This window comes from Pseudorhizobium endolithicum (assembly GCF_902153245.2).
GTDB classification, from domain to species: domain Bacteria; phylum Pseudomonadota; class Alphaproteobacteria; order Rhizobiales; family Rhizobiaceae; genus Neorhizobium; species Neorhizobium endolithicum.
The window spans coordinates 525,971-549,143 of the sequence record NZ_CABFWF030000001.1 but is presented as its reverse complement, the minus strand read 5'-3'; the positions used below and the strand labels follow the sequence as shown (position 1 = coordinate 549,143).

The 23,173-nt window shown below is 64.2% G+C and carries 25 protein-coding genes; 16 read left to right on the top strand and 9 right to left on the bottom strand.

Annotated features, from left to right (window positions below; genetic code table 11):
* Positions 1-191 precede the first annotated feature (191 nt).
* Positions 192-1,064: a DMT family transporter gene (locus tag RTCK_RS02825; protein ID WP_142591398.1), complete on the top strand. Its 873-nt coding sequence runs from the start codon at positions 192-194 to the stop codon at positions 1,062-1,064.
* A 79-nt stretch (positions 1,065-1,143) separates the two neighbouring features.
* Positions 1,144-1,893: an SDR family oxidoreductase gene (locus RTCK_RS02820; protein WP_142591397.1), complete on the top strand. Its 750-nt coding sequence runs from the start codon at positions 1,144-1,146 to the stop codon at positions 1,891-1,893.
* Positions 1,894-1,955: 62 nt separating this feature from the next.
* Here RTCK_RS02820 and RTCK_RS02815 read toward each other — a convergent pair whose 3' ends face one another.
* Both RTCK_RS02815 and RTCK_RS02810 read right to left on the bottom strand, forming a co-directional pair.
* A complete protein-coding gene (locus RTCK_RS02815) occupies positions 1,956-3,506 on the bottom strand; it encodes a DEAD/DEAH box helicase (RefSeq protein WP_185927880.1) in 1,551 nt (516 codons plus the stop codon).
* Between the two features lie 295 nt (positions 3,507-3,801).
* Positions 3,802-4,128 (bottom strand): hypothetical protein, encoded by a 327-nt coding sequence (locus tag RTCK_RS02810; RefSeq protein WP_142519975.1) that lies wholly within the window; start codon positions 4,126-4,128, stop codon positions 3,802-3,804.
* Positions 4,129-4,481: 353 nt separating this feature from the next.
* Between RTCK_RS02810 and RTCK_RS02805 the strand changes: the two genes are divergently transcribed.
* Positions 4,482-8,126 (top strand): response regulator, encoded by a 3,645-nt coding sequence (locus tag RTCK_RS02805; RefSeq protein WP_142591393.1) that lies wholly within the window; start codon positions 4,482-4,484, stop codon positions 8,124-8,126.
* Between the two features lie 52 nt (positions 8,127-8,178).
* Here RTCK_RS02805 and mnmD read toward each other — a convergent pair whose 3' ends face one another.
* A complete protein-coding gene (mnmD, locus tag RTCK_RS02800; RefSeq protein WP_142591391.1) occupies positions 8,179-8,889 on the bottom strand; it encodes a tRNA (5-methylaminomethyl-2-thiouridine)(34)-methyltransferase MnmD in 711 nt (236 codons plus the stop codon).
* Here mnmD and RTCK_RS02795 point away from each other — a divergent pair.
* The 11 genes from RTCK_RS02795 to RTCK_RS02745 all read left to right on the top strand — a co-directional run bounded on the left by RTCK_RS02795 (position 8,882) and on the right by RTCK_RS02745 (position 15,043).
* A complete protein-coding gene (locus tag RTCK_RS02795) occupies positions 8,882-10,087 on the top strand; it encodes an NAD(P)/FAD-dependent oxidoreductase (RefSeq protein WP_142591389.1) in 1,206 nt (401 codons plus the stop codon). The genes mnmD and RTCK_RS02795 overlap by 8 nt on opposite strands.
* 65 nt (positions 10,088-10,152) lie before the next feature.
* On the top strand, positions 10,153-11,079 hold the full coding sequence (puuE, locus tag RTCK_RS02790) for an allantoinase PuuE (RefSeq protein ID WP_142591387.1): 927 nt from the start codon (positions 10,153-10,155) through the stop codon (positions 11,077-11,079).
* Entirely contained in the window at positions 11,076-11,573 is a 498-nt protein-coding gene (uraD, locus tag RTCK_RS02785) for a 2-oxo-4-hydroxy-4-carboxy-5-ureidoimidazoline decarboxylase (RefSeq protein ID WP_142591385.1), read from the top strand. The genes puuE and uraD overlap by 4 nt, the downstream gene beginning before the upstream one ends.
* Positions 11,574-11,631: 58 nt before the next feature.
* Positions 11,632-11,925 carry a nucleotidyltransferase family protein gene (locus RTCK_RS02780; protein ID WP_142591383.1) on the top strand — a complete coding sequence of 98 codons (294 nt, stop codon included), beginning with the start codon at positions 11,632-11,634 and terminating at the stop codon, positions 11,923-11,925.
* Positions 11,922-12,281, top strand: coding sequence for a HepT-like ribonuclease domain-containing protein (locus tag RTCK_RS02775; protein ID WP_142591381.1), 360 nt, complete (start codon positions 11,922-11,924; stop codon positions 12,279-12,281). The genes RTCK_RS02780 and RTCK_RS02775 overlap by 4 nt, the downstream gene beginning before the upstream one ends.
* Before the next feature lie 67 nt (positions 12,282-12,348).
* Positions 12,349-12,642 (top strand): nucleotidyltransferase family protein, encoded by a 294-nt coding sequence (locus RTCK_RS02770; protein ID WP_142591379.1) that lies wholly within the window; start codon positions 12,349-12,351, stop codon positions 12,640-12,642.
* Positions 12,639-13,001: a HepT-like ribonuclease domain-containing protein gene (locus RTCK_RS02765; protein ID WP_142591377.1), complete on the top strand. Its 363-nt coding sequence runs from the start codon at positions 12,639-12,641 to the stop codon at positions 12,999-13,001. Before RTCK_RS02770 ends, RTCK_RS02765 begins: the two co-directional genes overlap by 4 nt.
* A 2-nt stretch (positions 13,002-13,003) precedes the next feature.
* The gene (locus tag RTCK_RS02760; RefSeq protein ID WP_142591376.1) at positions 13,004-13,498 is read left to right on the top strand and encodes an ureidoglycolate lyase; all 495 of its coding nucleotides are present in this window, start codon (positions 13,004-13,006) and stop codon (positions 13,496-13,498) included.
* Positions 13,495-13,851, top strand: a complete 357-nt coding sequence (gene uraH, locus RTCK_RS02755; protein WP_142591374.1) for a hydroxyisourate hydrolase — start codon at positions 13,495-13,497, stop codon at positions 13,849-13,851. Before RTCK_RS02760 ends, uraH begins: the two co-directional genes overlap by 4 nt.
* Positions 13,852-13,928: 77 nt before the next feature.
* On the top strand, positions 13,929-14,735 hold the full coding sequence (locus RTCK_RS02750; RefSeq protein ID WP_142591372.1) for a hypothetical protein: 807 nt from the start codon (positions 13,929-13,931) through the stop codon (positions 14,733-14,735).
* A 128-nt stretch (positions 14,736-14,863) separates the two neighbouring features.
* Positions 14,864-15,043, top strand: coding sequence for a DUF3606 domain-containing protein (locus tag RTCK_RS02745; protein WP_142591370.1), 180 nt, complete (start codon positions 14,864-14,866; stop codon positions 15,041-15,043).
* Between the two features lie 28 nt (positions 15,044-15,071).
* Here the strand turns inward: RTCK_RS02745 and RTCK_RS02740 are convergent, their stop codons facing one another.
* From RTCK_RS02740 to puuD, 4 genes are all read right to left on the bottom strand, one after another.
* Positions 15,072-16,217 (bottom strand): alpha-hydroxy acid oxidase, encoded by a 1,146-nt coding sequence (locus RTCK_RS02740; protein ID WP_142591368.1) that lies wholly within the window; start codon positions 16,215-16,217, stop codon positions 15,072-15,074.
* A gap of 155 nt (positions 16,218-16,372) precedes the next feature.
* Positions 16,373-16,753, bottom strand: coding sequence for a helix-turn-helix domain-containing protein (locus RTCK_RS02735; protein WP_142591366.1), 381 nt, complete (start codon positions 16,751-16,753; stop codon positions 16,373-16,375).
* A gap of 16 nt (positions 16,754-16,769) precedes the next feature.
* Positions 16,770-18,098 carry a guanine deaminase gene (guaD, locus tag RTCK_RS02730; RefSeq protein WP_142591364.1) on the bottom strand — a complete coding sequence of 443 codons (1,329 nt, stop codon included), beginning with the start codon at positions 18,096-18,098 and terminating at the stop codon, positions 16,770-16,772.
* Entirely contained in the window at positions 18,095-19,324 is a 1,230-nt protein-coding gene (gene puuD / locus RTCK_RS02725) for a urate hydroxylase PuuD (protein ID WP_142591362.1), read from the bottom strand. Before puuD ends, guaD begins: the two co-directional genes overlap by 4 nt.
* A 282-nt stretch (positions 19,325-19,606) precedes the next feature.
* Between puuD and RTCK_RS02720 the strand changes: the two genes are divergently transcribed.
* Complete coding sequence (locus RTCK_RS02720; RefSeq protein WP_142591360.1) at positions 19,607-19,945, top strand: hypothetical protein; 339 nt, start codon at positions 19,607-19,609, stop codon at positions 19,943-19,945.
* 10 nt (positions 19,946-19,955) lie between these two features.
* Here the strand turns inward: RTCK_RS02720 and RTCK_RS02715 are convergent, their stop codons facing one another.
* Together RTCK_RS02715 and xdhC are read right to left on the bottom strand one after the other, a co-directional pair.
* Positions 19,956-20,852 (bottom strand): LysR substrate-binding domain-containing protein, encoded by an 897-nt coding sequence (locus RTCK_RS02715; protein WP_185927879.1) that lies wholly within the window; start codon positions 20,850-20,852, stop codon positions 19,956-19,958.
* A gap of 323 nt (positions 20,853-21,175) precedes the next feature.
* Positions 21,176-22,000: a xanthine dehydrogenase accessory protein XdhC gene (xdhC, locus tag RTCK_RS02710; protein WP_142591356.1), complete on the bottom strand. Its 825-nt coding sequence runs from the start codon at positions 21,998-22,000 to the stop codon at positions 21,176-21,178.
* Between the two features lie 172 nt (positions 22,001-22,172).
* Between xdhC and RTCK_RS02705 the strand changes: the two genes are divergently transcribed.
* Positions 22,173-23,111: a GGDEF domain-containing protein gene (locus tag RTCK_RS02705; protein WP_142519997.1), complete on the top strand. Its 939-nt coding sequence runs from the start codon at positions 22,173-22,175 to the stop codon at positions 23,109-23,111.
* The last annotated feature ends 62 nt before the right edge of the window (positions 23,112-23,173 follow it).

Genomic DNA, 23,173 nt, shown 5'->3' with positions numbered 1-23,173 from the left:
CTCCCCGACGCGAACCCGCGGAAGGTGCACGGGCTATGGCCTGGTGGCGGGCAAGGGCCTGCGGACCGATCCCGTTCCGCGAGCCTCAACGGCGCTGATCCGACCTGTCAGATTTTCTGCTTTGACCGTGCGGCGCCGCCTTCCTATGGAAGCCTTTCCCGCGGCGATGCCGCTCGTGCCGGAATTCTCGCATGCTCGACCGCCTGGCTCCGGCCCTCTTCGTCCTCCTCTGGTCCACCGGCTGGCTGGTCGCCAAGTTCGCCGTGGCGCACGCCGATCCGCTCACCTTCATGGCAGCCCGGCATGCGCTGGCGGCGATCGCCTTCACCGGCCTCTGCCTTGCCGTCGGTGCAGCCTGGCCGCGTGAACGGTCTGCCGTCTGGCACGGCATTGTCTCCGGCGTCTTCCTGCACGGCCTCTATCTCGCCGGCGTCTGGTGGGCGATCGGGCAGGGGGTGCCGGCGGGACTTTCCGGCATCATCGCCGGCCTTCAGCCGCTGCTGACCGCCGCCATGGCGCCGCTCCTGATCAGCGAACGGCTGCGGCCCCGCCAGAAGATCGGCATCGTCGTCGGCTTCATGGGCATCCTCATCGCCATCTCGCCGCAGCTTCTCGATACGGTCGCGAAGGGGCTGGCAGGGCTCGGCTTCCCGGTGCTGGTCAATCTGCTGGCGATGTTTTCCGTCACCTACGGCACGCTGTACCAGAAGCGGCACCTGCAGCAGGGGGACCTTCTCTCCATCGCCGTGCTGCAGTTCATCGGCGCCTTCGTCGTCACGCTGCCGCTGGCGCTTCTGGTGGAGGATCTCCGCTTCGACTGGACCGGGGAGGCGATCTTCGCGATGGCCTGGTCGGTCTTCGGCATCTCGATGGGAGCCGTCGGCCTGCTCCTCTACCTCATCCGCCGCGGCCAGGTCTCCCGCGCCGCCTCGCTGATCTACCTGATGCCGCCGGTCGTGGCCATCGAGGCTTTCTTCCTGTTCGGCGAGCCGCTGACGCTGCCGATGATCGTCGGCACCGCCATCGTCGTCGCCGGCGTCTACATGGTGAACCGCAAGGGGTGACCGGACCCTTTTCGGGTCATGAAACGGGTGTCGGTCGACTCCGCTCCTCGTTAGGCAATGGGTCTCAACGGAAAAGGAGATCCAGATGCTTGAGAACAAGGTTGCCATCATCACCGGCGCGTCCAGCGGAATCGGTCGGGCCGCCGCGAGACTGTTTGCGGCCGAAGGCGCGGCTGTCGTGCTCAACGCCCGCCGCCCCGAAAACCTCCGTGCCGTGGTGGAGGAGATCGAAGCCGCCGGCGGGCGGGCCTGCGCGGTGGCCGGCGATGTCGGCCGGGACGAGACGCATGTCCGGATGGTCGAGGCGGCACGCGAGGTGTTCGGCGGCCTCGACATCGCCTTCAACAATGCCGGATCCGTCGGTCCTTACAGGCCGCTTGCGGAGGTGGAGCCGCAGGAGTGGGACGAGACGCTCTCCGTCAATCTCACGGGAGCTTTCCTCGGGGCGAGGCGGCAGATACCGGCCATGCTGGAACGGGGCGGCGGGTCGATCATCTTCACCTCCACCTTCGTCGGAACGAGCGTGGGTATCCCGAACATGGGAGCCTATGCTTCAGCCAAGGCCGGGCTCATGGGACTGGTGAAGGGGATCACCGCCGACTACGGCTCCCGCAACATCCGGGCCAACGCGCTGCTGCCGGGCGGCGTCGATACGCCAGCCGCGGGTGATGGGGCACAGAAGGAGTGGGCGGCGGGGCTGCATGCGTTGAAGCGGATCGCGCAGCCGGAGGAGATCGCGCGGGCTGCGCTCTTCCTCGCCGGGCCGATGGCGAGCTTTGTTGCCGGCACGGCGCTGTTTGCCGATGGAGGCAATTCAGCGGTCAAGTAGCCGAAACGGAGAGAGGCCGCAACGGCGGCCTCCCTCGTATCCTGTCTGGGCGAGCGAACCGCTCAGGCCGGACGGCGGCTGCGGCCTTCGTTGCCGCCGCCGAAGCGAACCGGACCGGGATTGCCGCTGGCCTTCTGTGCGGGCCGGCCATGGCCGTTGCGGTTGCGCTGGTTGGCGCTTTCGTGGGCACCGTGCGCTGCCGGAGCATTGCCCTTGCGGGGGTCCTTGCGGGCTGGGCGGTTGGCCTGAGGCTGGGCGCCCCGCTCCTGGCCATCACCGCGACCTTCGCCGCCTTCCGCGGCAAAGAACGGCTTGCGGGCCGGACGCTTGCGCTGCTGCGGGCGTCCTTCACCACCGGCCGGCTGGCCGTTGCCACGGCCGCGATTGCCGCCCCGGTTGTTGTTGCCGCGCGCCGGGCGGTTGAGCCCCTCCGGGCGCTCTCCGGAAGCCGTGGTGATCTCGATCCCCATCAGCTTCTCGATGTCGCGCAGCAGGCCGGTCTCTTCCGACGTGCAGAAGGCGATCGCAATCCCGTCACGGCCAGCACGAGCTGTACGTCCGATCCGGTGGACATACGCATCCGGCACTTCCGGCAGGTCGTAGTTGAAGACATGCGTGACGCCCGGGATGTCGATGCCGCGGGCCGCGACGTCGGTCGCGATCAGCGTCTGGATTTCGCCATCGCGGAAACCCTTCAGAGCCCGCTCGCGCTGGCCCTGGCTCTTGTTGCCATGGATCGAGGCAACCGAGTAACCGACCTGGTCGAGATGCTTCATCAGCTTCTCGGCGGTGTGCTTGGTGCGCATGAAGACAATCGCGCGACCATCGGGATTTGCGGTCAGCGTCTTCTTCAGGAGTTCCGTCTTGTCGTTCTTTCCGCCGAGGAAGTGGACGTACTGCTCGACCTTGTCAGCAGCCTTGCCCGGAGGCGTCACGGAGACCTGGATCGGATCGGTCAGGTAGTCGCCGGCCAGTTCGGCGATCGCCTTCGGCATGGTGGCGGAGAAGAGCAAGGTCTGGCGCTTCTTCGGCACCATCTTCGAAATCTTGCGCAGGTCATGAATGAAGCCGAGGTCGAGCATCTGGTCCGCCTCGTCGAGGACGAGATAGCGGACCGTGGTCAGGCCGATCGCCTTGCGGGCGATGAGGTCCAGCAGCCGGCCCGGGGTAGCGACGAGGATGTCCGTGCCGCGTTCCAGCATCTGCTGCTGCTTGTTGATCGAGGCGCCGCCGACCACCGAATTGATCTTCAGCGGCATGCCGCGGACGTAGCTCTTCAGGTTCGTCGCGATCTGATTCACCAACTCGCGCGTCGGCGCAAGGATGAGGGTCCGCGTCGTGCGGTTGTCGGGACGCTTCGGGTCCTTCGACAGCATCTCGATCAGCGGCAGGCCGAAGGCGGCCGTCTTGCCGGTGCCCGTCTGGGCAAGGCCGATCAGATCCCGGCCCTGGAGAAGATGGGGGATGGCCTCCGCCTGGATCGGCGTCGGGTTCTCGTAACCGAGCGAGGAAAGGGTGGCTACGAGGTGCTTGGCGAGGCCAAGCTCATGGAAATTCGTCAAGTCGAATACCTTTTCGGGGCGCCAAAGACGCACGACCGGCCACGGCACCATGCCGTCCGGTTTGCCCTTGGCGTCAAGAACCCCGCGTGAAGTGGGAACTTGTGTGTTGGAAATTGCTTCCCAGCGCGTAAACCCTCAGAGAGCGAGGGCGATCTGTCTGTGCGCCTTGTTCCTTCTTCGCGATCGGTTGTCGCAGGGCCAGCTCACGCGGCGGCCGGAAGGTGAAAGCTGAGCCTCATGTGGTGGATGGGCGCCCGAAAGTCAAGCTGTGATTTCGCAAGCGCAAAAAGAAGGCCCGCATCCGGATTTCGGATACGGGCCTTGCGTATGGGATCAATGGTGTCCGTCAGTAGCAGACACGGGCGCGATAAGCTTCGCCCCATTCGTTCTCCACCCATTCGTAATGGCAGGGCGGCGCGGCACGATAATAGGTGCGGCGGTAGACCGGCGGCGGAGGCGGCGCATATTCATACTCCGGCTCGACATAGACGCGGCGCGGCTGGGACGCGATGGCGCCACCGATAATGCCGCCGGCAAGGCCTGCCGCGACGCCTGCCCAGACTTCGTCGTTGTGCCGGCCACCGGCCTGCGCAGCCGGTACGGTCGCCATCATGGCGCCGGCCAGGGTGAGCGCGGCGAGGCCTGCGGAAGCGCTTTTCTTCAGGACTGTCATCTCTTGTTCCTTTCCCTTTCCAGGGCACCGTTCAAGTCTCACGGGAAAAGGCGGCAGTTTGATGGAAGAGGAGCGGGAGTAGTCTGAACAGCCATTCAGGCTGATGCACGCCTGGATTGAGCGCATTCTTTTCTATCGGTCCGATCGCGGGAATTGTGCCGTCATTGCGGCGGATTGCCGGCAAAGAAAGGGCCGCGCCTTGAGCGGGAAATTTCGAGGATCTGCAGAAACTGAAGCCTCGTCCGGCCTCCGGCAACAACTTGTTAACGCTCGCTATGGTGTTATCGCCGGATCGGAGGACAACAGAATCGCTGCGGCGCCGGCCGGATGCGGTTGGAGCAGAGACGGTGGAGATGCATGAACTCCTGAGGACGGCGTGCGCGCGGATCGAAGATCTGCACGAACCGGCGTTCATCAAGGACAGCACGCTCAATTATGTCGCCGTCAACCGCGCCTATGCGGCGCTGTTCGACATGGAGCCGCGCGAGCTCGTCGGTCACCCGACACGCGACCGACCGCAGCTTCTGGAGCATCCGGAGCGCAAGGAAAAGGAATGCCGTGCGCTGATCTTCGGCACGGAGGAAACGGTTCGCTGCCTCCACGCATCCGGCGCGCTCTGCCATGAGATCACGATCGAGCGCTTCGTCACCGAAGACGACCGGACATATCTGTTCGGATCTTTCCAGCCGGCGGGGGAGGCCGGTCAGGTGGCGGTGCTCAAATCCGCGGGTGGGGGAGAAAACGCAATGACCGGGGACGGGAACGATCAGGAATTGCAGCTGGAGGATGCTCTGGACCTCCTGGATGTCGGGATCGGCATCTACGACGAGGCCGATACCCTCGTCTACTACAACGCGCAGCTCAGCGACTTCTTCGATTCCTTCGGTGTCCGGCTGCGGATCGGCGTGACGTTTGCGCAGATCTGCGAGCAGGTCTACGAGAAGAGCGTGAGGAACAGTCCGCGCCTCGCTGGCCGGGAGGCTCCCAACTCGTCCGTCTGGGTGCAGGAGCGCATCAGGACGTTCAGGCTTCCCTATTCGGAAAACATCGAGCAACTTTCGGACGGCCGCTGGCTGAAGAGCGTCAACAAGCGGCTCGACAACGGCCTCGTCATCACGCTGCGGTCGGATGTGACCGACTTCAAGGACCAGGAACTGCTGCTGCGCAAGAATATCGGCGAGACCGAGATCCTGCGCGCCGTGCTCGAGGACCTGCCGGTCGCGGTCTTCATGCGCGATGCCGAGCAGCGCCTCGAATTCGTCAATGCCGCCTATGAGGAAATGTTCGGCGACAAGCGCGAGAACATCCTGGGCAAGACGGATGCCGAGATGTTCCCCTGGAAGGCGGAGCGCAGCCAGACCGAGAACGACCGTATCCTCGCCGAGGGAGAGGCGGTCGAGAAGGCGGAGGACAAGACCTTCCCCGATGGCCGCGTCATCCCGGTCATCACCCGCCAGATGCGGGTGGTCGACGCGGATGGGCAGCCCCACCTCGTCGGCTCCATCACCGACATCACGCCCTACAAGCAGGCCAAGGAGCATGCCGAGAAGCTGCGCCAGGACATGCAGACGATCCTGCACGGCATACCTGTTGGCATAGGCATCCTCGATGGCGATTTCGTCTTCGAATATGCCAACCCCGCCTTCTACGGCTTCTGGGACGCCGGCGAGCAGTTCGAACTGGTCGGCCGTCCTTATCGCGACTTCATGCGGGCTATGTTCGACAACGGCATCTATGGCGATGTCGGCACTCTTTCCTTCGAGGAAATCTACCAGCGGCGTATCGCGGACCTGACGCAGGAGGGCGAGCGGCCTCCGATCGAGGCCAGGAGCGCCCAGGGACGGGTGATCCTCATTTCCGGCACCAGGCTCTCCGGCAACAAGCTGCTGCTGAGCTACATGGACATCACCGCCATCCGCAAGCGCGACGAGGAGGTGCGGGCCGCCCAGCAGGCGCTCGACCGCCAGGGCGTCCTGATGCGCGAGGCGACGAGCGCCATGTCGCAGGGCCTGCTCATTCTGCACGAGGGCACGATCGTCTTCTCCAACAACGCGCTGCCGGCGATGCTGGAGATCCCCGAAAGCCTCGGCGCACCCGGGTCGCTCTGGCGCGATGTCTTCCGCTTCTGCGTCAAGCGTGGCGATCTCGGCCCCACGGACGAGGCGATGGAGATCCTGCGTCGGTGGGAGGAAAACGTCAGCGAGGGCCGGTCGGTCCAGGCGACCTTCCGTATCGAGGGCCGCAAGTGGGTCAATGTCGAGGCCAAGCTTAGCGGCAGCGAGCATTGGCTTGCCGTCTTCACCGATGTCACGGACGTCAAGGACCGCGAGGCGGAACTGACGCGCCTCGTAGACCGCGCCGAGGCGGCCGACCGGGCGAAATCCGAATTCCTGGCCAATATGAGCCACGAGATCCGCACGCCGATGAACGGCGTTCTCGGCATGGCGGAACTGCTGGCGAAGTCGGATCTCGACACGCGGCAGAAGACCTTCATCGACATTATCGTCAAGTCGGGCAACGCGCTTTTGACGATCATCAACGACATCCTCGACTTCTCCAAGATCGATGCCGGCCAGATGAAGCTGCGCAAGGCCCCCTTCGATCCGGTCGAGGCGATCGAGGACGTGGCGACGCTCCTCTCGTCGTCCGCTGCGGAGAAGGACATCGAACTCATCGTCCGCGGCGACGCGTCGGTGAAGGAGACGGTACTCGGCGATGCCGGCCGTTTCCGCCAGATCATCACCAATCTCGTCGGCAATGCGATCAAGTTCACCGAGAAGGGGCATGTCTTCATCGACCTCCACTCGGAGGCCGTCAGTGATACCGACATGATGCTGACCGTGCGGATCGAGGATACCGGCCTCGGCATTCCCGACGAGAAGCTGAAGTCGGTCTTCGAGAAGTTCTCGCAGGTCGATACCTCCTCGACCCGCCGTCACGAGGGGACAGGGCTCGGCCTTGCCATTACCGCCGGTCTCGTCGAACTCTTCGGCGGCCATATCGAGGTGACGAGCGAGGTCGGCAAGGGCTCGGTCTTCACGGTACACCTGCCGTTCCCGGTCGTCAGCGAGCGCGGCACCAACACGGTTCTGCCGATCAACACCGCCGGCGCACGGGTGCTGGTGATCGACGACAACGCCGTCAACCGCCGCATCCTGACCGAACAGCTGACCATGTGGGGGTTCGATACCGTGGCCGCCGATGGCGGTGCCGAGGGACTTGCCTTCATGAACGAGGCATCACGCCTCGGGCTCGTCATCGATGCCGTCGTGCTCGACTACCACATGCCGGAGATGAACGGTCTCGACGCGGCCCGTCATATCCGCGCCGACCGGCGCTTCAACGACCTGGGCATCATCTTCCTGACCTCCATGGACATGGCCGGCGACGAGACCCTGTTCGCCGAACTGAACATCCAGGCGCATCTGATGAAGCCGGCCCGCGCCAATCTCCTTCGCGCCACCATCATCGATGTCGTGCGGTCCGTGCGGATGAAGCGGCGCGCCGCCCCGGCCGCGCCCGTTCTCCAGTCCGCCCCCGAACCCATGCCTTCGCAACCTCCCGCTTTGCTCGCCTCGACACCCGTGGTTCACTCGGTACCCGTGCTCGACGTTCTGGTGGCCGAGGACAACGAGGTCAACCAGATCGTCTTCACCCAGATCCTGCAGGGGACCGGCTGGCGTTTCGAGATCGTCGAGAACGGCGCCAAAGCCGTCGAGGCCTGGCAGGCGAAGGACCCCGCGCTTATCCTCATGGACGTCTCCATGCCCGTCATGAACGGCCACCAGGCAACGCAGAAGATCCGCGAACTGGAGAAGCAGACGGGCGGGCATGTCCCCATCATCGGCGTGACGGCGCATGCGCTGGAGAGCGACAAGGAACTCTGCCTTGCCGCCGGCATGGACGACTACATGTCCAAGCCGATCAGCCCCGAACTGCTGGAGCAGAAGATCAAGGCGTGGCTGGGGGAAGCCTCCGCCTCCGCGTCCTCGGCTTGAGGCCTGCTGATCGCCGGCACACGCATCCCGGCGATAGAACTCCGCTCGGGTCCTATTTCCTCCCGCACAGCATCTCGCGTTTGCCGGCAAAGCCCGGCCGTCTTTCCACCGCAAACCCCGCTGCCTGCAGGTTGCGCCGCACGAATCCGGCCGCGGCATAGGTGGCGAAGCTGCCGCCGGGAAGAGTCCGTTCGTAGATGGCCTGCATCAGTTCCGGCGACCACATGTCCGGGTTGCGGGACGGTGCGAAGCCGTCGAGGAACCATGCGTCGAAGCCGGCCTGCATCGCCCTAACGCCCTTGGATGCGGGCCCGATCACCACCGTCAGCCGCATCTGCCCGTCCAGATCGAGGTCCACCCGTCCTTCCGGCTTCTCGGGCCAGTTCCCCACCAGCGCCTGGCGCTCCGCATCGATCTCCGGCCAGTGCGACAGCGCCCGGTCGATTTCCCCCGCCTGCATCGGGTAAAGCTCGAGCGAGGTGAAATGCAGCGTGGTGCCGGTGCCACGGTGAAGCTTCCACTGCCGCCAGGTCTCGCAGAAGTTCAGCCCGGTGCCGAAGCCGAGTTCGCCGATGCGGAAGTCCGCTGCCGCCAGCCATCGCTCCGGCAGACCGTTGCCGGCCAGGAAGACGTGTCCGCATTCGAGCCTGCCGTCGCTGCGGCAATAAAAATGGTCGCCAAACTGGGTGGAGTAGGGCATATCGCCCTCATGCCATTCCAGGCTCCCGTCAGAATTTCCGGAAATCTCGCCGCTCATGGCCATAGCCGATAATCCCGCCGGCGGAGCCGGTCAATCGCTTCCCGCATCCGCCGATCTCCTCATCCTCGGCGGCGGGGTCATGGGGCTGTGGGCAGCCGTCAAGGCGGATCGTCTCGGCATCCCGACGCTTCTCGTCGATGCCGGGCGCACCGGCAGCGGCGCAAGCGGCGGACTCCTAGGCGCGCTGATGCCGCACACGCCGGACCGCTGGAACGACAAGAAACAGTTCCAGCTCGAGGCGCTGGTGTCGCTTGAGCAGGAGATCGCGCGGCTCGAAGCGGAGACGGGCCTTGCCACGGGCTACCGCCGGTCCGGACGACTCATTCCGCTGCCGAAGCCGCATCTGCGCGACATCGCCCTGCGCAACGGCGAGGATGCCGCACGCAGATGGGTCGCCGGCGGCCGCAGCTTTGCCTGGAACGTCTTGGAGACCGCACCCGATGCCCGATGGGTGAGCGGCGGCTTCAGCGAAGCCGGTCTCGTCCACGAGACCCTCTCCGGCCGCGTTTCGCCCCGCCTGTTGACGGCGGCACTCGCCGAGCACCTTCGCCGGTCGCAATGGGTCCGGGTGGCGGAGAACCACCCGGTGGAGCGGATCGATCCGGTGGCGAACAGGGCGTATTTCGCAAACGGCGAGAGCGCGGCCTTCGGCCGCTGCATCCTTTCCGCGGGCCACGGATCATTCCGCCTGCTGCAGGCGCTCGCGCCGCGTGCTTGCCTGCCCCTCGGCCGCCCGGTCAAGGGACAGGCTGCGCTCCTGAAGGCCGACATCGATCCGGCGCAGCCGGTGATCTTCCTGAACGGCCTCTATGTCGTGCCGCATGATGACGGAACGGTGGCGATCGGCAGCACCAGCGAGGAGGAGTTCTCCGATGCGTTCGCCACCGATGGCAAGCTGGACGACGTGCTGGACCGGGCGCGTCGGTTGGTGCCGGCGCTCGAGGATGCGCCGGTCGTCGAGCGCTGGGCAGGTCTGCGGCCGAAGGCGGTCGGCCGCGAGCCGATGGTCGGTCCGCACCCCGATCACCCGTCCATCGTCGCGCTCACCGGTGGCTTCAAGGTCAGCTTCGGGCTCGCCCACAGGCTTGCGGATGCCGCGCTGGCCGCCGTCCAGGGGCGGCCGATGGACCTGCCGCCGTCGTTTACGGCGGCCGAGCATCTGCGGATTGCCGAGGCCGGATGTGAACCGGCAGGCGATTAGCTTTCATCTCGACACCGGCCGAACCGGTCGGCTACCGTGGGGCATTATTCCGGCAAGGTGATTTGATGTCCTCAAACGATTATCCCCGCAATCTCGTCGGCTACGGCCGCAATCCGCCCGATCCCAAATGGCCCGGCGGCGCGTATGTCGCGGTGCAATTCGTCATCAATTACGAGGAGGGCGGCGAAAGCTGCATTCTCGACGGCGATCCGGCCTCCGAATGCCTGCTGTCGGAGATCGTCGGTGCCGCTCCTTGGCACGGCCAGCGCAATCTCAACATGGAATCGATCTATGAATACGGTTCCCGCGCCGGCTTCTGGCGGCTGTGGCGGATGTTCACCGACCTCAAGGTACAGACGACCGTCTATGGCGTGACGCTTGCCATGGCGCGCAATCCGGAAGCGGTGGCGGCAATGAAGGAGGCCGGCTGGGAAATCGCCAGCCACGGCTATCGCTGGCTCGAATACAAGGATTTTTCGGAGGACAAGGAGCGCGAGCATATCCGCAAAGCCGTCCGCCTGCACACGGAACTGGCGGGCGAGCGCCCCTACGGCATGTACCAGGGCAAGCCGTCCGGCAACACGCTCAGGCTCGTCATGGAGGAGGGCGGCTTCCTCTACTCCTCCGACTCCTATGCCGACGATCTGCCCTACTGGGTGCCGGGGCTGGACGGCAAGCCGTTCCTCATCATCCCCTATACGCTCGAGTCGAACGACATGCGCTTCGCCACGCCCCAGGGCTTCAACTCGGGCGACCAGTTCTTTACCTACCTAAAGGATGCCTTCGACGTCCTTTATCGGGAGGGCCAGGAGGGTGCCCCGAAGATGATGTCGGTCGGCCTCCACTGCCGCCTCGTCGGCCGCCCCGGCCGGGCTGCGGCATTGCGGCGCTTCATCGAATACGTCCTCTCGCACGAGAAGGTCTGGATCCCGCAACGGATCGAGATTGCCCGCCACTGGCACGAGCATCACAAGCCGGGAGATGCCGCATGACCGCCCGCGAGGATTTCATCGCCCGCTTCGGCGGCGTCTTCGAGCATTCGCCCTTCATCGCAGAGCGCGCCTACGACCGGGGCCTGATCTTCGTGCCCCTGACGGCCAAGGGCCTGCACCAGGCGCTGGTCTCGGTCTTCCGTCAAGCCTCCCGCGAAGAGCGCCTCGGCGTCCTGCGCGCCCATCCGGATCTCGCCGGGAAACTCGCCATTGCCGGCGAACTCACCGAGGACAGCCGCAAGGAGCAGGCGGGCGCCGGCCTAGACCGGCTGAGCCCTCAGGAGCACGCCCGTTTCACCGAACTCAACACCGCCTATACGGAGAAGTTCGGCTTCCCCTTTATCATCGCCGTGAAAGGGCTCGGCAAGGACGATATCCTCGCCGCCTTCGAACGCCGTATCGGCAACGGCCTCGACGAGGAGTTCGACACCGCCTGCGCCCAGGTGGAACGCATTGCCGGCCTCAGGCTCGCGGCCCTCCTGCCGGAGGGATGAGGCGGCTTTCCTCAATTCGCTTCCCTGCCTATATTGAGGAGGCATATGAGGTGATGCCATGAGACCGTCGGAAGTCCTGGAGAAGAATCGCGAGGCGATCCGCGAGGCGACGAAGCGCTTCAACGCGGCGAACCCGCGCGTCTTCGGGTCGGTCGCCCGCGGCGAGGACAGGGACGGCAGCGATCTCGACATTCTCGTGGATGCGCTGCCCGGATCCACCCTGTTTACGCTCGGCGGGCTCTATTCCGAACTCGCGACGATCATGAACGGTGTAAGGGTCGATCTTCTCACTCCCGGCGAATTGCCCGAGAGCATCCGTAGCCGCGTCCTCGCCGAAGCGAAGGCCATATGAGCGAACGGCTTCAGCTCTACCTTGGACAGATGGAGCAGGCGGCGCGGGAGGCATGCCAGTTCACGAGCGGAATGGACTTCGACACCTTTCTCACGGACGCCCGGACCCAGAAGGCGGTCGGGATGACTCTCATCATCCTCGGCGAAGCGGTGATGCGTCTTGATCGCGATTATCCGTCGCTGCTTCTCGATCATCCCGAGATCGCGTGGCAGCAAATTATCGGCATGCGGAACCGTGCGGCGCACGGATACCTCACCCTCGATATGAAGATTGTCTGGGAAACGACGCAGACCTCGCTCCCCGAGCTTCTCGACCGTCTTCACGCCCTCCGCCATTGGCGTCCTCAAGGCGAATAGCCGCCGATGGATGGCTCCTTCCTTCGCTGGCGCCGGTCGCCTATATTCTCATCGGAAGGAGACCGGCATGAGACCGTCAGAGGTGCTTGAGAAGAACCGAGAGGCGATCCGCGAGGCGACGAAGCGCTTCAACGCGGCGAACCCGCGCGTCTTCGGTTCGGTGGCGCGCGGGGAGGATCGCCCGGATAGTGATCTCGACATTCTCGTGGATGCGCTGCCCGGCATGACCTTGTTCGATCTCGGCGGACTGCAGCAAGAGCTGGAGCAGCTTTTTGGCGGGGTGAAGGTGGACGTAGCCACTCCAGGCGCTTTACGCGACAGGATGCGCGACCGGGTGCTCGCGGAAGCAAAAGCCATATGACCGCCAATCGTCTGACGGATTACATCGCTCAGATGAGGGAAGCGGCCGTCAAGGCGAACGGCTTCGTTTCGGATATGTCGTATGACGAGTTCATTGCGGACGAGCGGACGCAGATGGCCGTCGGAATGACACTCGTCTTGGTCGGAGACGCAGCCGCGCGGATCATGCAGCACTATCCCGACTTCGCGGTGGAGCATCCAGAAATCCCCTGGAACAAGATCAAGGGCATGCGCAATGTCGTCGTGCATGACTACTACAAGCTTGATCTGCCGGTTGTCTTCGAGACGGTGCGGAAGGCTTTGCCGGATCTGGTCCTTCAACTGAACGCCCTCCACCATTGGCGCCCGCAAGGCGAATGACCATGGCCAAGCATCTTCCCGTCAAGCCCCTCACAAAGGCCGCCTTTGCCCCGTTCGGCGATGTCATCGAAGCCGATGCGGCCACCATGCGCCTGATCAACAACGGCACGACCGAGCGGTTTCATCGGCTCGCGATGGTCGAGACGGAAGGCGAGGGCGCCATCATCAGCCTGTTTCGCGGCCAGCCCCGGCAGTTTCCCTATGCCATCCACATGATGGAGCGGCATCCCTTCGGCAGCCAGAGCTTTTCGCCGCTCTCGGGGCGCCCCTTTCTGGTCGCAGTCGCCGAGGATGTCGGCGGCCGGCCCGGCGCGCCCCAGGTCTTCCTCGCCCGCGGCGACCAAGGGGTCAACTACCGCCGCAATGTCTGGCATCATCCCCTGATGGTGATCGGATCGCCCAGCGATTTCCTGGTCGTCGACCGCGACCGGCCTGAAAACAACCTCGAAGAGTCTTTCTACGACACGCCTTACTTGATCTCGGAGCCAAGCCCATGACCGGTCTCACCACGCATGTCCTCGACACCGCCCGCGGCGTACCCGCAAACGGGTTGAAGATCGATCTTTACCGCCTGTCCGGAGAGGGGCGCGAGAAGGTGAAGACGGTCAGCACCAATGCCGACGGCCGCGTCGACGGTGGCCCCATCCTGGCGGACGACGCGTTCCGGGCGGGCGAGTACGAACTGATCTTCCACGCCGGCGACTACCTGCGCACGACCGGACATTCGCTACCGGAGCCGGCCTTCCTCGACCGGATCCCGATCCGTTTCGGCATTGCCGATACGACGGCGCACTACCACGTGCCGCTGCTTCTCTCGCCCTTCGGCTATTCCACCTACCGGGGCAGTTGAGTCTCTCCCGGCCGCGGCGGAAACCTTTCGGAAACCATCGGAGAGGATACTGCGCCGGAATCGATGAGAGGTTCCCCATGGCCAGTTCCAGACGAAAGCCGCAGCGCAGGGGCGGCGGCAGGAAAAAGCGTTCCGCCAGTGGCCGCGGCGGATCCACCTGGCTCTGGGGTGCCGCGCTCGTTGCCCTTGTTGCCGGTATGGCCGCCTATGACAACTCCGCCGAACTAAGGCGCTTTGCAGGCAATCTGACGGGCGGCGTGGAGCAGAAGGTCGCCGCCCGACCAGCGGCCCTGAAGCTACAGCCGAAGCCGGTGTCGCCGAGCAATGCCGCTGTTCGTCCGGATACACCCGTTCCGCAGCGGAACGTCACGTCCGCGCAGAGGAGCGAAAAGCGCCAGGGTGTACCCCAGCGTTCCGATGCACTGCAGACGGCGGCGATCGCGCCGCCGGCGCCGATCGGCAGGCCGGCCCCGGAGCGACGAACCGCGCCGACGCCTGCGGCGATGAAGCCGGACATGCCCGTCTCCGGCAACCGTCACCGGACGAAGTTCTTCCTCTGCGGCACGGCCAAGCAGGACGACTGCGTCATCACGGCGGACAGCTTCATGCTCAAGGGCCAGAAGATCCGGATCGCCGGGATAGAGGTCCCGGATATCAAGAAACCGCGTTGCGAAGCCGAACGGATCAAGGCAAGCGACGCGAAGCTGCGCGTCCGTGCCTTCCTCGATTCCGGCCCCTTCGAAGTGCATGCCGCCAATGCCGGCGACGAGGACAGCAGCGGACAGAGAATACGGGCGATCAGCCGCAACGGCGTCTCGCTCTCGGATATCCTCGTGCGCGAAGGTCTCGCCCGGCGGCCCGGCTCAGCAGGCGGCTGGTGCTGAATCTATCGAAGGAAGCCCGCATTTCCTTCCCGGCCATGCTGGCGCTCCTCGCTCATCTTCGCGGCGCTGGAACCTTTTGAATCCTCACGGATTTTGGAGAGGCATACAGTTTTCAGGAGGATTGAAGGATGAGCCAGACAAACCGGGGACGCGCCCAGGATCGCGCCCGCGTTGCTGCCGGGCAGGATCATGAAGTTCGCTACGAGGCCCACAAGGAAGGCGTCTCAAAAGCGGCCGTCCGGGACGCCGTACTTGAAGTCGGCAACAGCAGGAACAAGGTCGAGGCGAAGCTGGAAGAGGGTGACTGACGCCGCCCACTAGGAGCGCACGGTTCTGTCAGAACCCCACCTCCGCAATCACGCTGCGGTCCACCGTCTGAATGTCCCGCTTGCCGCAGAGCGCCATGGTGATGTCCATCTCCTTGCGGATGATCTCCAGCGCCGTCGTCACGCCGGGCTTGCCCATGGCGCCGAGGCCGTAGAGATAGGGACGGCCGATATAGGTGCCGCGGGCGCCGAGAGCCACCGCCTTCAGCACGTCTTGGCCGGAGCGGATGCCGCCGTCGAGGTGGACCTCGATCTTGTCGCCGACCGCCTCGACGATGCGCGGCAGCATGCTGATCGACGACAGCGCGCCGTCCAACTGGCGGCCGCCGTGGTTGGAGACCACAATCGCGTCCGCGCCGCTATCGGCTGCGGCGCGGGCGTCCTCCTCGTCGAGGATGCCCTTGAGGATGAGCTTGCCGCCCCAGCGTTCCTTGATCCATGCGACATCCTTCCAGGACAGTTGGGGGTCGAACTGTTCCGCCGTCCATGAAGAGAGGGAGGACAGGTCGGAGACGTTCTTCGCGTGGCCGACGATATTGCCGAAGCCGCGGCGCTTGGTGCGCAGCATGTCCATGCACCAGAAAGGCTTGGTGGCCAACTGGATGCCATGATGGACGGTCCACTTCGGCGGTGCGGAGAGACCATTGCGCAGATCCTTGTGACGCTGGCCGAGGATCTGCAGGTCGAGCGTCAGCATCAGCGCCGAGCAGTTCGCGGCCTTGGCGCGGTCGATCAGGTTGTTGATGAAGTCGCGGTCCTTCATCACGTAGAGCTGGAACCAGAAGGGCTTGGAGGTGACGGAGGCCACGTCCTCGATCGAGCAGATCGACATGGTGGAGAGCGTGAAGGGCACGCCGAATTCTTCCGCCGCCTTCGCCGCCAGCATTTCGCCGTCGGCATGTTGCATGCCGCAAAGCCCGGTCGGTGCGAGCGCCACCGGCATCGACGCTTCCTGGCCGACCATGGTCGTCGCAAGCGAGCGGTTCGTCATGTCCACCAGAACCCGCTGGCGGAGCTTCACCTTGGCGAAGTCCTCCTCGTTGGCGCGGTAGGTGCCTTCCGTCCACGAGCCGCTGTCGGCATAGTCGAAGAACATCTTCGGCACCCGGCGCCGGGCGCGCGTCTTCAGATCGGCGATGGTCAGCGGCTTGGACATGATCGGTACTCCCCCGGCAGAACGTACCGTCAGCTAGCATGAGTCATTCAGGCGCGTCAGCAAAAAAGACATCCAGAATCGTACGCTGTATGCATTGCGCATAAGGCGAAGCGTCATGGCGGCAAAATAGCTGACCGGGGGAAACTGAGGTCTCCTTACGCAGCCGTCTTGGCTGGACGGATGGGCTGGATCAGCACTTCGGCCGGGATATCCAACTCAGCATGGAGACGTCGGATCATCTCGAGCGAGAGCGGGCGTTTCCGGTTCAGAATTTCTGCGACCCTGCCGCGGCTGCCGAGGATAGGCTCCAGATCCTTGCGGGTAAGGCCCTGCTGTTCCATGCGGAAAGCGATCGCATCGACGGGGTCGGGAAGGTCAATCGGATCGCGGCCGCTTTCATAGATGTCGATCAAGGTGACCAGCAGGTCGAGCCTGTCGCCCTCGGGCGTTCCGGTTTCGGAACCCCACAGGGTCTCGAGGAGCGCCACCGCCTCCTCGTAGTCGCCTTCGCTGCGGATGGGTCTGAGCTCAGTCATGTTCCACGTTGCCGCATTATGTGCCCAAATTGGGTTCAAGGTGTTCCTTCTTCATCGCCCGTCCCGCCACATAGGTCTCCGCCACCGCGCGGTCGTCGCCCATGGTCTGCAGCAGGAAGAGTTCCTCCGGCAGGGTAGTCACCGTCTCCATCCGGAGCGCCATGGCCGGCGTCGCGGCGGCGTCGAGCACCACCAGGTCGGCGTCCGTGCCGACGTCCAGCGTGCCGATGCGGCCCTCGAGCGACAGCGCCTCGGCATTGCCGCGCGTCATCAGGTGGAAGCTGTCCAGCGGGTTCAGCCGCTGCCCGAGGATCTGCTGGATCTTGTAGGCCTCGTCCAGCGTGCGCAGCATGGAATAGCTCGAGCCGCCGCCGATATCGGTGGCGAGGGCTACCCGCACCGGCTTCTCGCGCCGCCGGATGGCGTTCAGCGGAAAGAGCCCGGATCCGATGAAGAGGTTGGAGGTCGGGCAATGCACTGCCACCGCACCCGTCTCGCTCAGGACGTCGGCCTCACGGCCGGACAGGTGGATGGCGTGCCCGAGCAGCGTCTTTCGGCCGAGCAGCCCGTAGCGCGCGTAGATATCGGTATAGTCCTTCGCCTCCGGATAAAGCTCGGAGGTGTAACGGATCTCGTCGAGGTTTTCCGACAGGTGCGTCTGGATGTGCAGGTCCGGAAACTCTTCCGCCAGCGCCTGCGCCGCCGCCATCTGTTCCGGCGTCGAGGTGATGGCGAAGCGCGGTGTGATGGCGACGTGGTTGCGCCCCTTGCCGTGCCATTGCTCGATCACCGCCCGCGTCTCGTCATAGGCCATCTGCGGCGTGTCGAGCAGGCCCTGCGGCGCGTTGCGGTCCATCATCACCTTGCCGCCCACCATGCACATGCCGCGCTTCATGGCTTCAGCGAAATAGGCGTCGGCCGAGGCCTTGTGGACGGAGCAATAGGCGGCGGCCGTCGTCGTCCCGTGGCGGATCATCTCGTCGTAGAAATGCGTGGCGATGCGGGCGGCATGGTCGCTTTCGACGAAGCGGCATTCCTCGTGGAAAGTGTAGGTGTTCAGCCATTCCAGGAGGCTGCCGGCATAGGAGGCGATCACCTGCATCTGCGGAAAATGCAGGTGGGTGTCGATCAGCCCCGGCAGGATGAGGTGCGGCCGGTGGTCGATCTCTTGCGTGCCCTCCGGTGCCTGCGCCCGGACCTCCGCATAGTCGCCGATCGCGGCGATCATGCCGTCCTCGATCAGCAGCCCGCCATCATGTTCGTAATGGTAGCTGTCGGTGTCGGTCAGGCTCTGCGGCGCGCGCTTGAAGGAGAGCAGGCGGCCGCGGATCAGGGTCTTCGTCATCGCGAAACTGTGCTTTCATACCAGGCGGCGAGCAGTTGGCGCTCGTCGGCCGAAATTTCTGTGATGTTGCCGGGCGGCATGGCGTGGCTTGCGCCCGCCTGGATGTATATCTCGCGGGCGTGGGCCGCAATCTCCCGGTCGGTCTCCAGCTTCACGGACTTGGGCGGGAAGTTCACCCCTTCCCAAACCGGTTCCGCCGCATGGCACATGGAACAGCGCGACAAGACGACGTCGCGCGCCGCCTCGAAATGCGCGTTCGATGCGAACTTCTGCTGCACCGGGGAAAGTACGGCCCCCTCCGTCTCCCCCGTCAGCACCTTCGGAACGGTGGAGAGCCACATGATCGCGATGAAGAGCAGGAGGGTGACGAGCCAGGTCCAGGTCGGCCTGCCCTTACGCGCATGGGTGGTGTTGAACCAGTGCCGGATCGTGACCCCCATCAGGAAGACCAGTGCGGCGATGATCCAGTTGAACTCCGTCGCAAACGCCAGCGGGTAGTGGTTCGACAGCATGAAGAAGATGACGGGCAGCGTCAGGTAGTTGTTGTGCAGCGAGCGCTGCTTGGCGATCACGCCGTATTTCGGGTCGGGCGTCCGGCCCGCGATCAGATCGGCGACAACCACCTTCTGGTTCGGGATGATGATGAAGAAGACGTTCGCCGACATGATGGTGGCCGTGAAGGCGCCGAGATGGAGGAAGGCGGCGCGGCCGGTGAAGACTTGCGTATAGCCCCAGGCCATGGCGACCAGCACGGCGTAGAGGATCGCCATCAGGCCCCAGGTGTTCCTGCCGACCGGCGACTTGCAGAGCTGATCATAGATGATCCAGCCGACCGCCAGCGAGGCCACCGAAATGCCGATCGCCTGCCACTGCGAAAGCTCCATTACGTGGGGGTCGATCAGGAAGAGGTCGGCCCCGGCATAGTAGACGATCGCCAGCATCAGGAGGCCGGAAAGCCATGTCATGTAGCTTTCCCACTTGAACCAGGTCAGGTGCTCCGGCATTTGCGCTGGCGCCACCAGGTATTTCTGGATGTGGTAGAAGCCGCCACCATGAACCTGCCACTCCTCGCCATAGGCGCCGACCGGCAGATGCGGCCGCTTCACCAGCCCCAGGTCCAGCGCGATGAAGTAAAAGGACGAGCCGATCCAGGCGATGGCGGTGACTACGTGCAGCCAGCGCGCGGCAAACGACAGCCATTCCCAGGCCACGGCATATTCATACATTCGGCAATCCTCTGGAACCCCTGTTCTCCGACTCGCCACATTGCGAAAAAACAGCTGGCGAGGGAAGGGGCGAGGCAGAGGGATAAAATCTCGCGGCCGGAACTTCCTCCGCGACCTCCGGTTAGCGCGAGTACACGGCGCTGGAACATTTTCCGCTTCAGTCGTGGCGAGCGGATCAGGCGCGATGAAAGCCTGCCTCTCAAGCAAGTGCATGCCAGCCGGTGACAAGGGTAGGAAAGGGGCTCGCCGGCTGTTGATCATTCGTCAACGGAGAATGAGCAGATGCGCAACCCACCACTGACCTTTCTTGTGGTCTTCCTCTTGTCCGCCCCGGCCGTTGCCCACGATGCCCATACGGGCTGGGAGTATGACAAGTTCTGCTGCAATGGCGACAACCACAGCGGTGACTGCCAGATGATCTCGACGAAGAACGTCCGGATCATCAATGGCGGCTATCAGATCTCGCTCGGCCCCGGCGATCACCGGCTGGTGACGCGTCCGCACAATTTCAGCCTGCCGCAGAGCGAGGCGCGCCGCTCGAAGGACGAGGAATATCACATCTGCCTCTATCCGACGGAGGATACCTTGCGCTGCTTCTACGCGCCCGACATGGCGTTCTGAGGCGTCCCGATCAGTCGCGGAAATCCGGCATCATCTTGCGCATGAAGTCGCGGAAGGCGCGGATCTTGCGGGAATTGCGGCGTGACTCGGGGTAGACGAGCCAGTAGTCGGAGCCATCGCTCGCAAGCAGGTCGAAGGGCTGATAAAGCCGCCCGAGGGTGACGTCGTCCACGTAGAATTCAGGCCGCAGGATCGCCACGCCCTGGCCCGCGATGGCCGCCGCCGCGTGGAAGTATTGTGCGCCGTACTGGCTTGCGGGATATTTCGAGAGATCGATGTCGGGCAGGCCGGCCCGGGAGAACCACAGCGGCCACCAATCGTCCTGCGGGTCGATGATCGGGAGCTTCAACAGGTCCGCGGGCTCCTGAATGCCGCCGATCGTCTGTGCCAGCGCCGGGCTCAGCATGGGCGTGAAATGGCTTTTCATCAGGAAGTGCGATTTCATTCCAGGCCAGATACCTTTGCCGGAGCGGATGGCGACGTCGCCTTCGGCGCGGGTGAAATCTACGACGGACTGCGAGGTTTCCAGCCGCACGGCAATGCCGGGATTTTCGAACTGGAACGTGCCGAGGTGATGGGCGAGCCAATGGGAAGCGAAGGTCGCGGTGGTGTGAATCGTCAACGTCGTTTCCGACTGGTCCCGGATGCCGCCCACTGCCTCCGCCAGCATGTCGAAAGCTTCCGCAACCTTCGGGGCCAGCCGCTCGCCGACCCCTGTCAGCGCGACCTGACGGGGGCGCCGCAGGAACAGAGGTTCGCCAAGCGTGTCTTCCAGCAGCTTGATCTGGTAGCTCACCGCCGTTTGCGTCATGCCGAGTTCCTCGCCGGCCTTGGTGAAGCTCTTCAGGCGCGCGGTCGCCTCGAAGACGCGCAGGGCGTTGAGCGGGAATTGTCTCGACAGCTTCATCGATAAGTTCTCTTGATCCATGCAGACGATCGTTCGATTGGATCATGCCTGCACCGAGGTGCATCCTAGCCCCACCAGACAAACGAATGAAGTGGGTGTTTCAATGGCTTTTTCCCTGAGCTCTCGTCATGGTGCGCCTCGCCTGCCGGATCGCAGGCACTTCTTGTCGCAGCTATGGAAGCACGTTGCCTTCCGCCGACAAGGCATCAGCCGGCTTGATGTCGGCGAGCTGCCCGAAGATGTGCTGCGTGATATCGGCCTGCGCGATGGGCGGCCTGTTCATCGGCAGGACTCCTGCGGTTCCGCCTGGCGGGAGACTATGCTCAGCTTTCCGCCGCGTGGCCTCTGAGGCGGGTGGCCGACAGCACCGTCAGCAGTTCGGCGGCGACCATGGCGGCGATCACTTCCGGGCGCTTGTCCTTCACGACGCTCCCGCCGATCGGCAGCACCAGCCGTTCCGCCATCTCCGGAGCCATGCCCTCGCGCCGCGCCCAGGCGGCGAAGGTCGCCCGCTTGGTCCGCGAGCCGATCATGCCGACATAGGGAAGGTCGGCGCGGGCGAGGGCTTCGCGGGCAATCAGGAAATCGAGCGCATGGTCGTGGGTGAGGATTACCGCCGCGCCACCCGCCGGAATGTCGGGCACCAGGGCTTCCGGCATGGCCACAACCCGCCCGATTACCTCGTGGGGCAACCCCTCAAGCGCATAGGCCCGCGTTTCCACTACCGTCACCGACAGGGGTAGCGGTGCAAGAGCCCACGCAAGGGCCAGCCCCACATGGCCGGCGCCGAACATGAAGACAGCGGGGTTGGTCCGTGTTTCCCATTCTTGCCGGTGCGCAAGCTCTGCTGCGACCGTACCCGTCACCGGCTTGAAAAGCAGCCGAATGCGTCCGCCGCAGCATTGGCCGATCTCCGGGCCAAGCGGGATGTCCATCGCCTCGCTCCCGCCGCCTCCGAGCATGGCGCGTGCGTTGTCGATGGCCATGAACTCCAACTGCCCGCCGCCGATCGTGCCCCAGGTCGTTTCATCGCTCACCAGCATCCACGCACCCTGTTCACGGGGGGTCGAACCCATTGCTTGCGCGATCTCGACGAGGACGGAATTCGGGTGTTCTGCAAGGAATGTGAGGAGGGATGACTGGAGCATGGCGGCAAACCATAGCATGTGGCTCGGGCCGACGCATCTGCTGTGCTCCCAAGCGGTATGAATCGAGATTTCGTTAAGATTTTATGTCTATCCAGCTATTAACAACCAGCGTGGGAGCCAGCCGGTCAAACACCCGTGCCGCCTGGTCTCTTGCGGAATAAAAGATGATGTCATGACGCTGATCGCTTCGCTTCTGCCCGCCTCGCAGGAAGTCTACCGGAAAATCGTCTTCGAAATCGATGATGGCGTCATCGGCATAGATGCCGACGGTATCATTCGCCTTTGCAATCCCTCGGCGGAGCGCATTTTCGGATGGCGGAGCGGAGAGCTCCTGGAAAAGCCGCTCGAGGTCCTGCTACCGGAGCATCTGCGGACACGTCATCAAGCGCTCGTCTCGAACTTCCGCGTAGGTGCAGACGATGCGCGCTACATGGGCTCCCGCACAGCGGAGATCGTCGGGCGGCGTGCCGATGGTTCCGACGTTCATCTCGGCATCACGATTCTGAAGACGTCGGCGACGTCGGAGCCGATCATGATCGCGGTCATCCGGGACATCTCCGAGCGGATTTCCTATCAGCGTGAGCTCCAGCGGCTGGCACAGACGGACCCGCTTACGGGCCTCCTCAATCGCCGTGCCTTCCATGACAGCGTGGCCGGGTGCCTGCAGGAGCGACAGCCGGCCTCGTCGGCGATCGTGCTGTTCGACCTGGACGACTTCAAGGGCATCAACGACCGCTACGGCCATGATGCCGGCGACGATGTCCTCGTGCGGTTTGCGGATATCCTTCGCGGCTGTGTCCGGGGCAATGATCTTGCCGGCCGCTGGGGTGGCGAGGAGTTCATCCTGTTCCTCCCGGGTGTGGGATCTGATGCTGCCGTCGTTGTGACCGACCGGATCCGCGCTCTCCTGACCGCGGCGGATTTTCATTGGAAGGCGGGCGGTACGCCGGGTCTGACGGCCAGCGCCGGCGTTTTCGCCGGTGGGATTACAATCGGCAGTCTGGGAACGGCGATCGCACGTGCGGACAAGGTTCTCTACGAGGCCAAGCGCAGCGGACGAGACCGATTTGTCGTTGCTCCCGATACCGAGGTGGCCGACCTCGTCCGCTGAATGAGCATCGCCATGAGGAAGCGGTCGATTTCCGTAATTAGCCACCGGCGCTTGATTGAATC

Coding starts and splice junctions, on each gene's coding strand:
- RTCK_RS02780 (WP_142591383.1), top strand. CDS start 11,632: ATGAGACCGTCGGAAGTCCTGGAGAAGAATCGCGAGGCGATCCGCGAG.
- uraD (WP_142591385.1), top strand. CDS start 11,076: ATGACCGCCCGCGAGGATTTCATCGCCCGCTTCGGCGGCGTCTTCGAG.
- xdhC (WP_142591356.1), bottom strand. CDS start 22,000: ATGCTCCAGTCATCCCTCCTCACATTCCTTGCAGAACACCCGAATTCC.
- puuE (WP_142591387.1), top strand. CDS start 10,153: ATGTCCTCAAACGATTATCCCCGCAATCTCGTCGGCTACGGCCGCAAT.
- puuD (WP_142591362.1), bottom strand. CDS start 19,324: ATGTATGAATATGCCGTGGCCTGGGAATGGCTGTCGTTTGCCGCGCGC.
- RTCK_RS02770 (WP_142591379.1), top strand. CDS start 12,349: ATGAGACCGTCAGAGGTGCTTGAGAAGAACCGAGAGGCGATCCGCGAG.
- RTCK_RS02750 (WP_142591372.1), top strand. CDS start 13,929: ATGGCCAGTTCCAGACGAAAGCCGCAGCGCAGGGGCGGCGGCAGGAAA.
- RTCK_RS02735 (WP_142591366.1), bottom strand. CDS start 16,753: ATGACTGAGCTCAGACCCATCCGCAGCGAAGGCGACTACGAGGAGGCG.
- RTCK_RS02715 (WP_185927879.1), bottom strand. CDS start 20,852: ATGAAGCTGTCGAGACAATTCCCGCTCAACGCCCTGCGCGTCTTCGAG.
- uraH (WP_142591374.1), top strand. CDS start 13,495: ATGACCGGTCTCACCACGCATGTCCTCGACACCGCCCGCGGCGTACCC.
- RTCK_RS02815 (WP_185927880.1), bottom strand. CDS start 3,506: ATGGTGCCGTGGCCGGTCGTGCGTCTTTGGCGCCCCGAAAAGGTATTC.
- RTCK_RS02805 (WP_142591393.1), top strand. CDS start 4,482: ATGCATGAACTCCTGAGGACGGCGTGCGCGCGGATCGAAGATCTGCAC.
- RTCK_RS02765 (WP_142591377.1), top strand. CDS start 12,639: ATGACCGCCAATCGTCTGACGGATTACATCGCTCAGATGAGGGAAGCG.
- RTCK_RS02745 (WP_142591370.1), top strand. CDS start 14,864: ATGAGCCAGACAAACCGGGGACGCGCCCAGGATCGCGCCCGCGTTGCT.
- guaD (WP_142591364.1), bottom strand. CDS start 18,098: ATGACGAAGACCCTGATCCGCGGCCGCCTGCTCTCCTTCAAGCGCGCG.
- RTCK_RS02810 (WP_142519975.1), bottom strand. CDS start 4,128: ATGACAGTCCTGAAGAAAAGCGCTTCCGCAGGCCTCGCCGCGCTCACC.
- RTCK_RS02705 (WP_142519997.1), top strand. CDS start 22,173: ATGACGCTGATCGCTTCGCTTCTGCCCGCCTCGCAGGAAGTCTACCGG.
- RTCK_RS02720 (WP_142591360.1), top strand. CDS start 19,607: ATGCGCAACCCACCACTGACCTTTCTTGTGGTCTTCCTCTTGTCCGCC.
- RTCK_RS02795 (WP_142591389.1), top strand. CDS start 8,882: ATGGCCATAGCCGATAATCCCGCCGGCGGAGCCGGTCAATCGCTTCCC.
- mnmD (WP_142591391.1), bottom strand. CDS start 8,889: ATGGCCATGAGCGGCGAGATTTCCGGAAATTCTGACGGGAGCCTGGAA.
- RTCK_RS02775 (WP_142591381.1), top strand. CDS start 11,922: ATGAGCGAACGGCTTCAGCTCTACCTTGGACAGATGGAGCAGGCGGCG.
- RTCK_RS02760 (WP_142591376.1), top strand. CDS start 13,004: ATGGCCAAGCATCTTCCCGTCAAGCCCCTCACAAAGGCCGCCTTTGCC.
- RTCK_RS02825 (WP_142591398.1), top strand. CDS start 192: ATGCTCGACCGCCTGGCTCCGGCCCTCTTCGTCCTCCTCTGGTCCACC.
- RTCK_RS02740 (WP_142591368.1), bottom strand. CDS start 16,217: ATGTCCAAGCCGCTGACCATCGCCGATCTGAAGACGCGCGCCCGGCGC.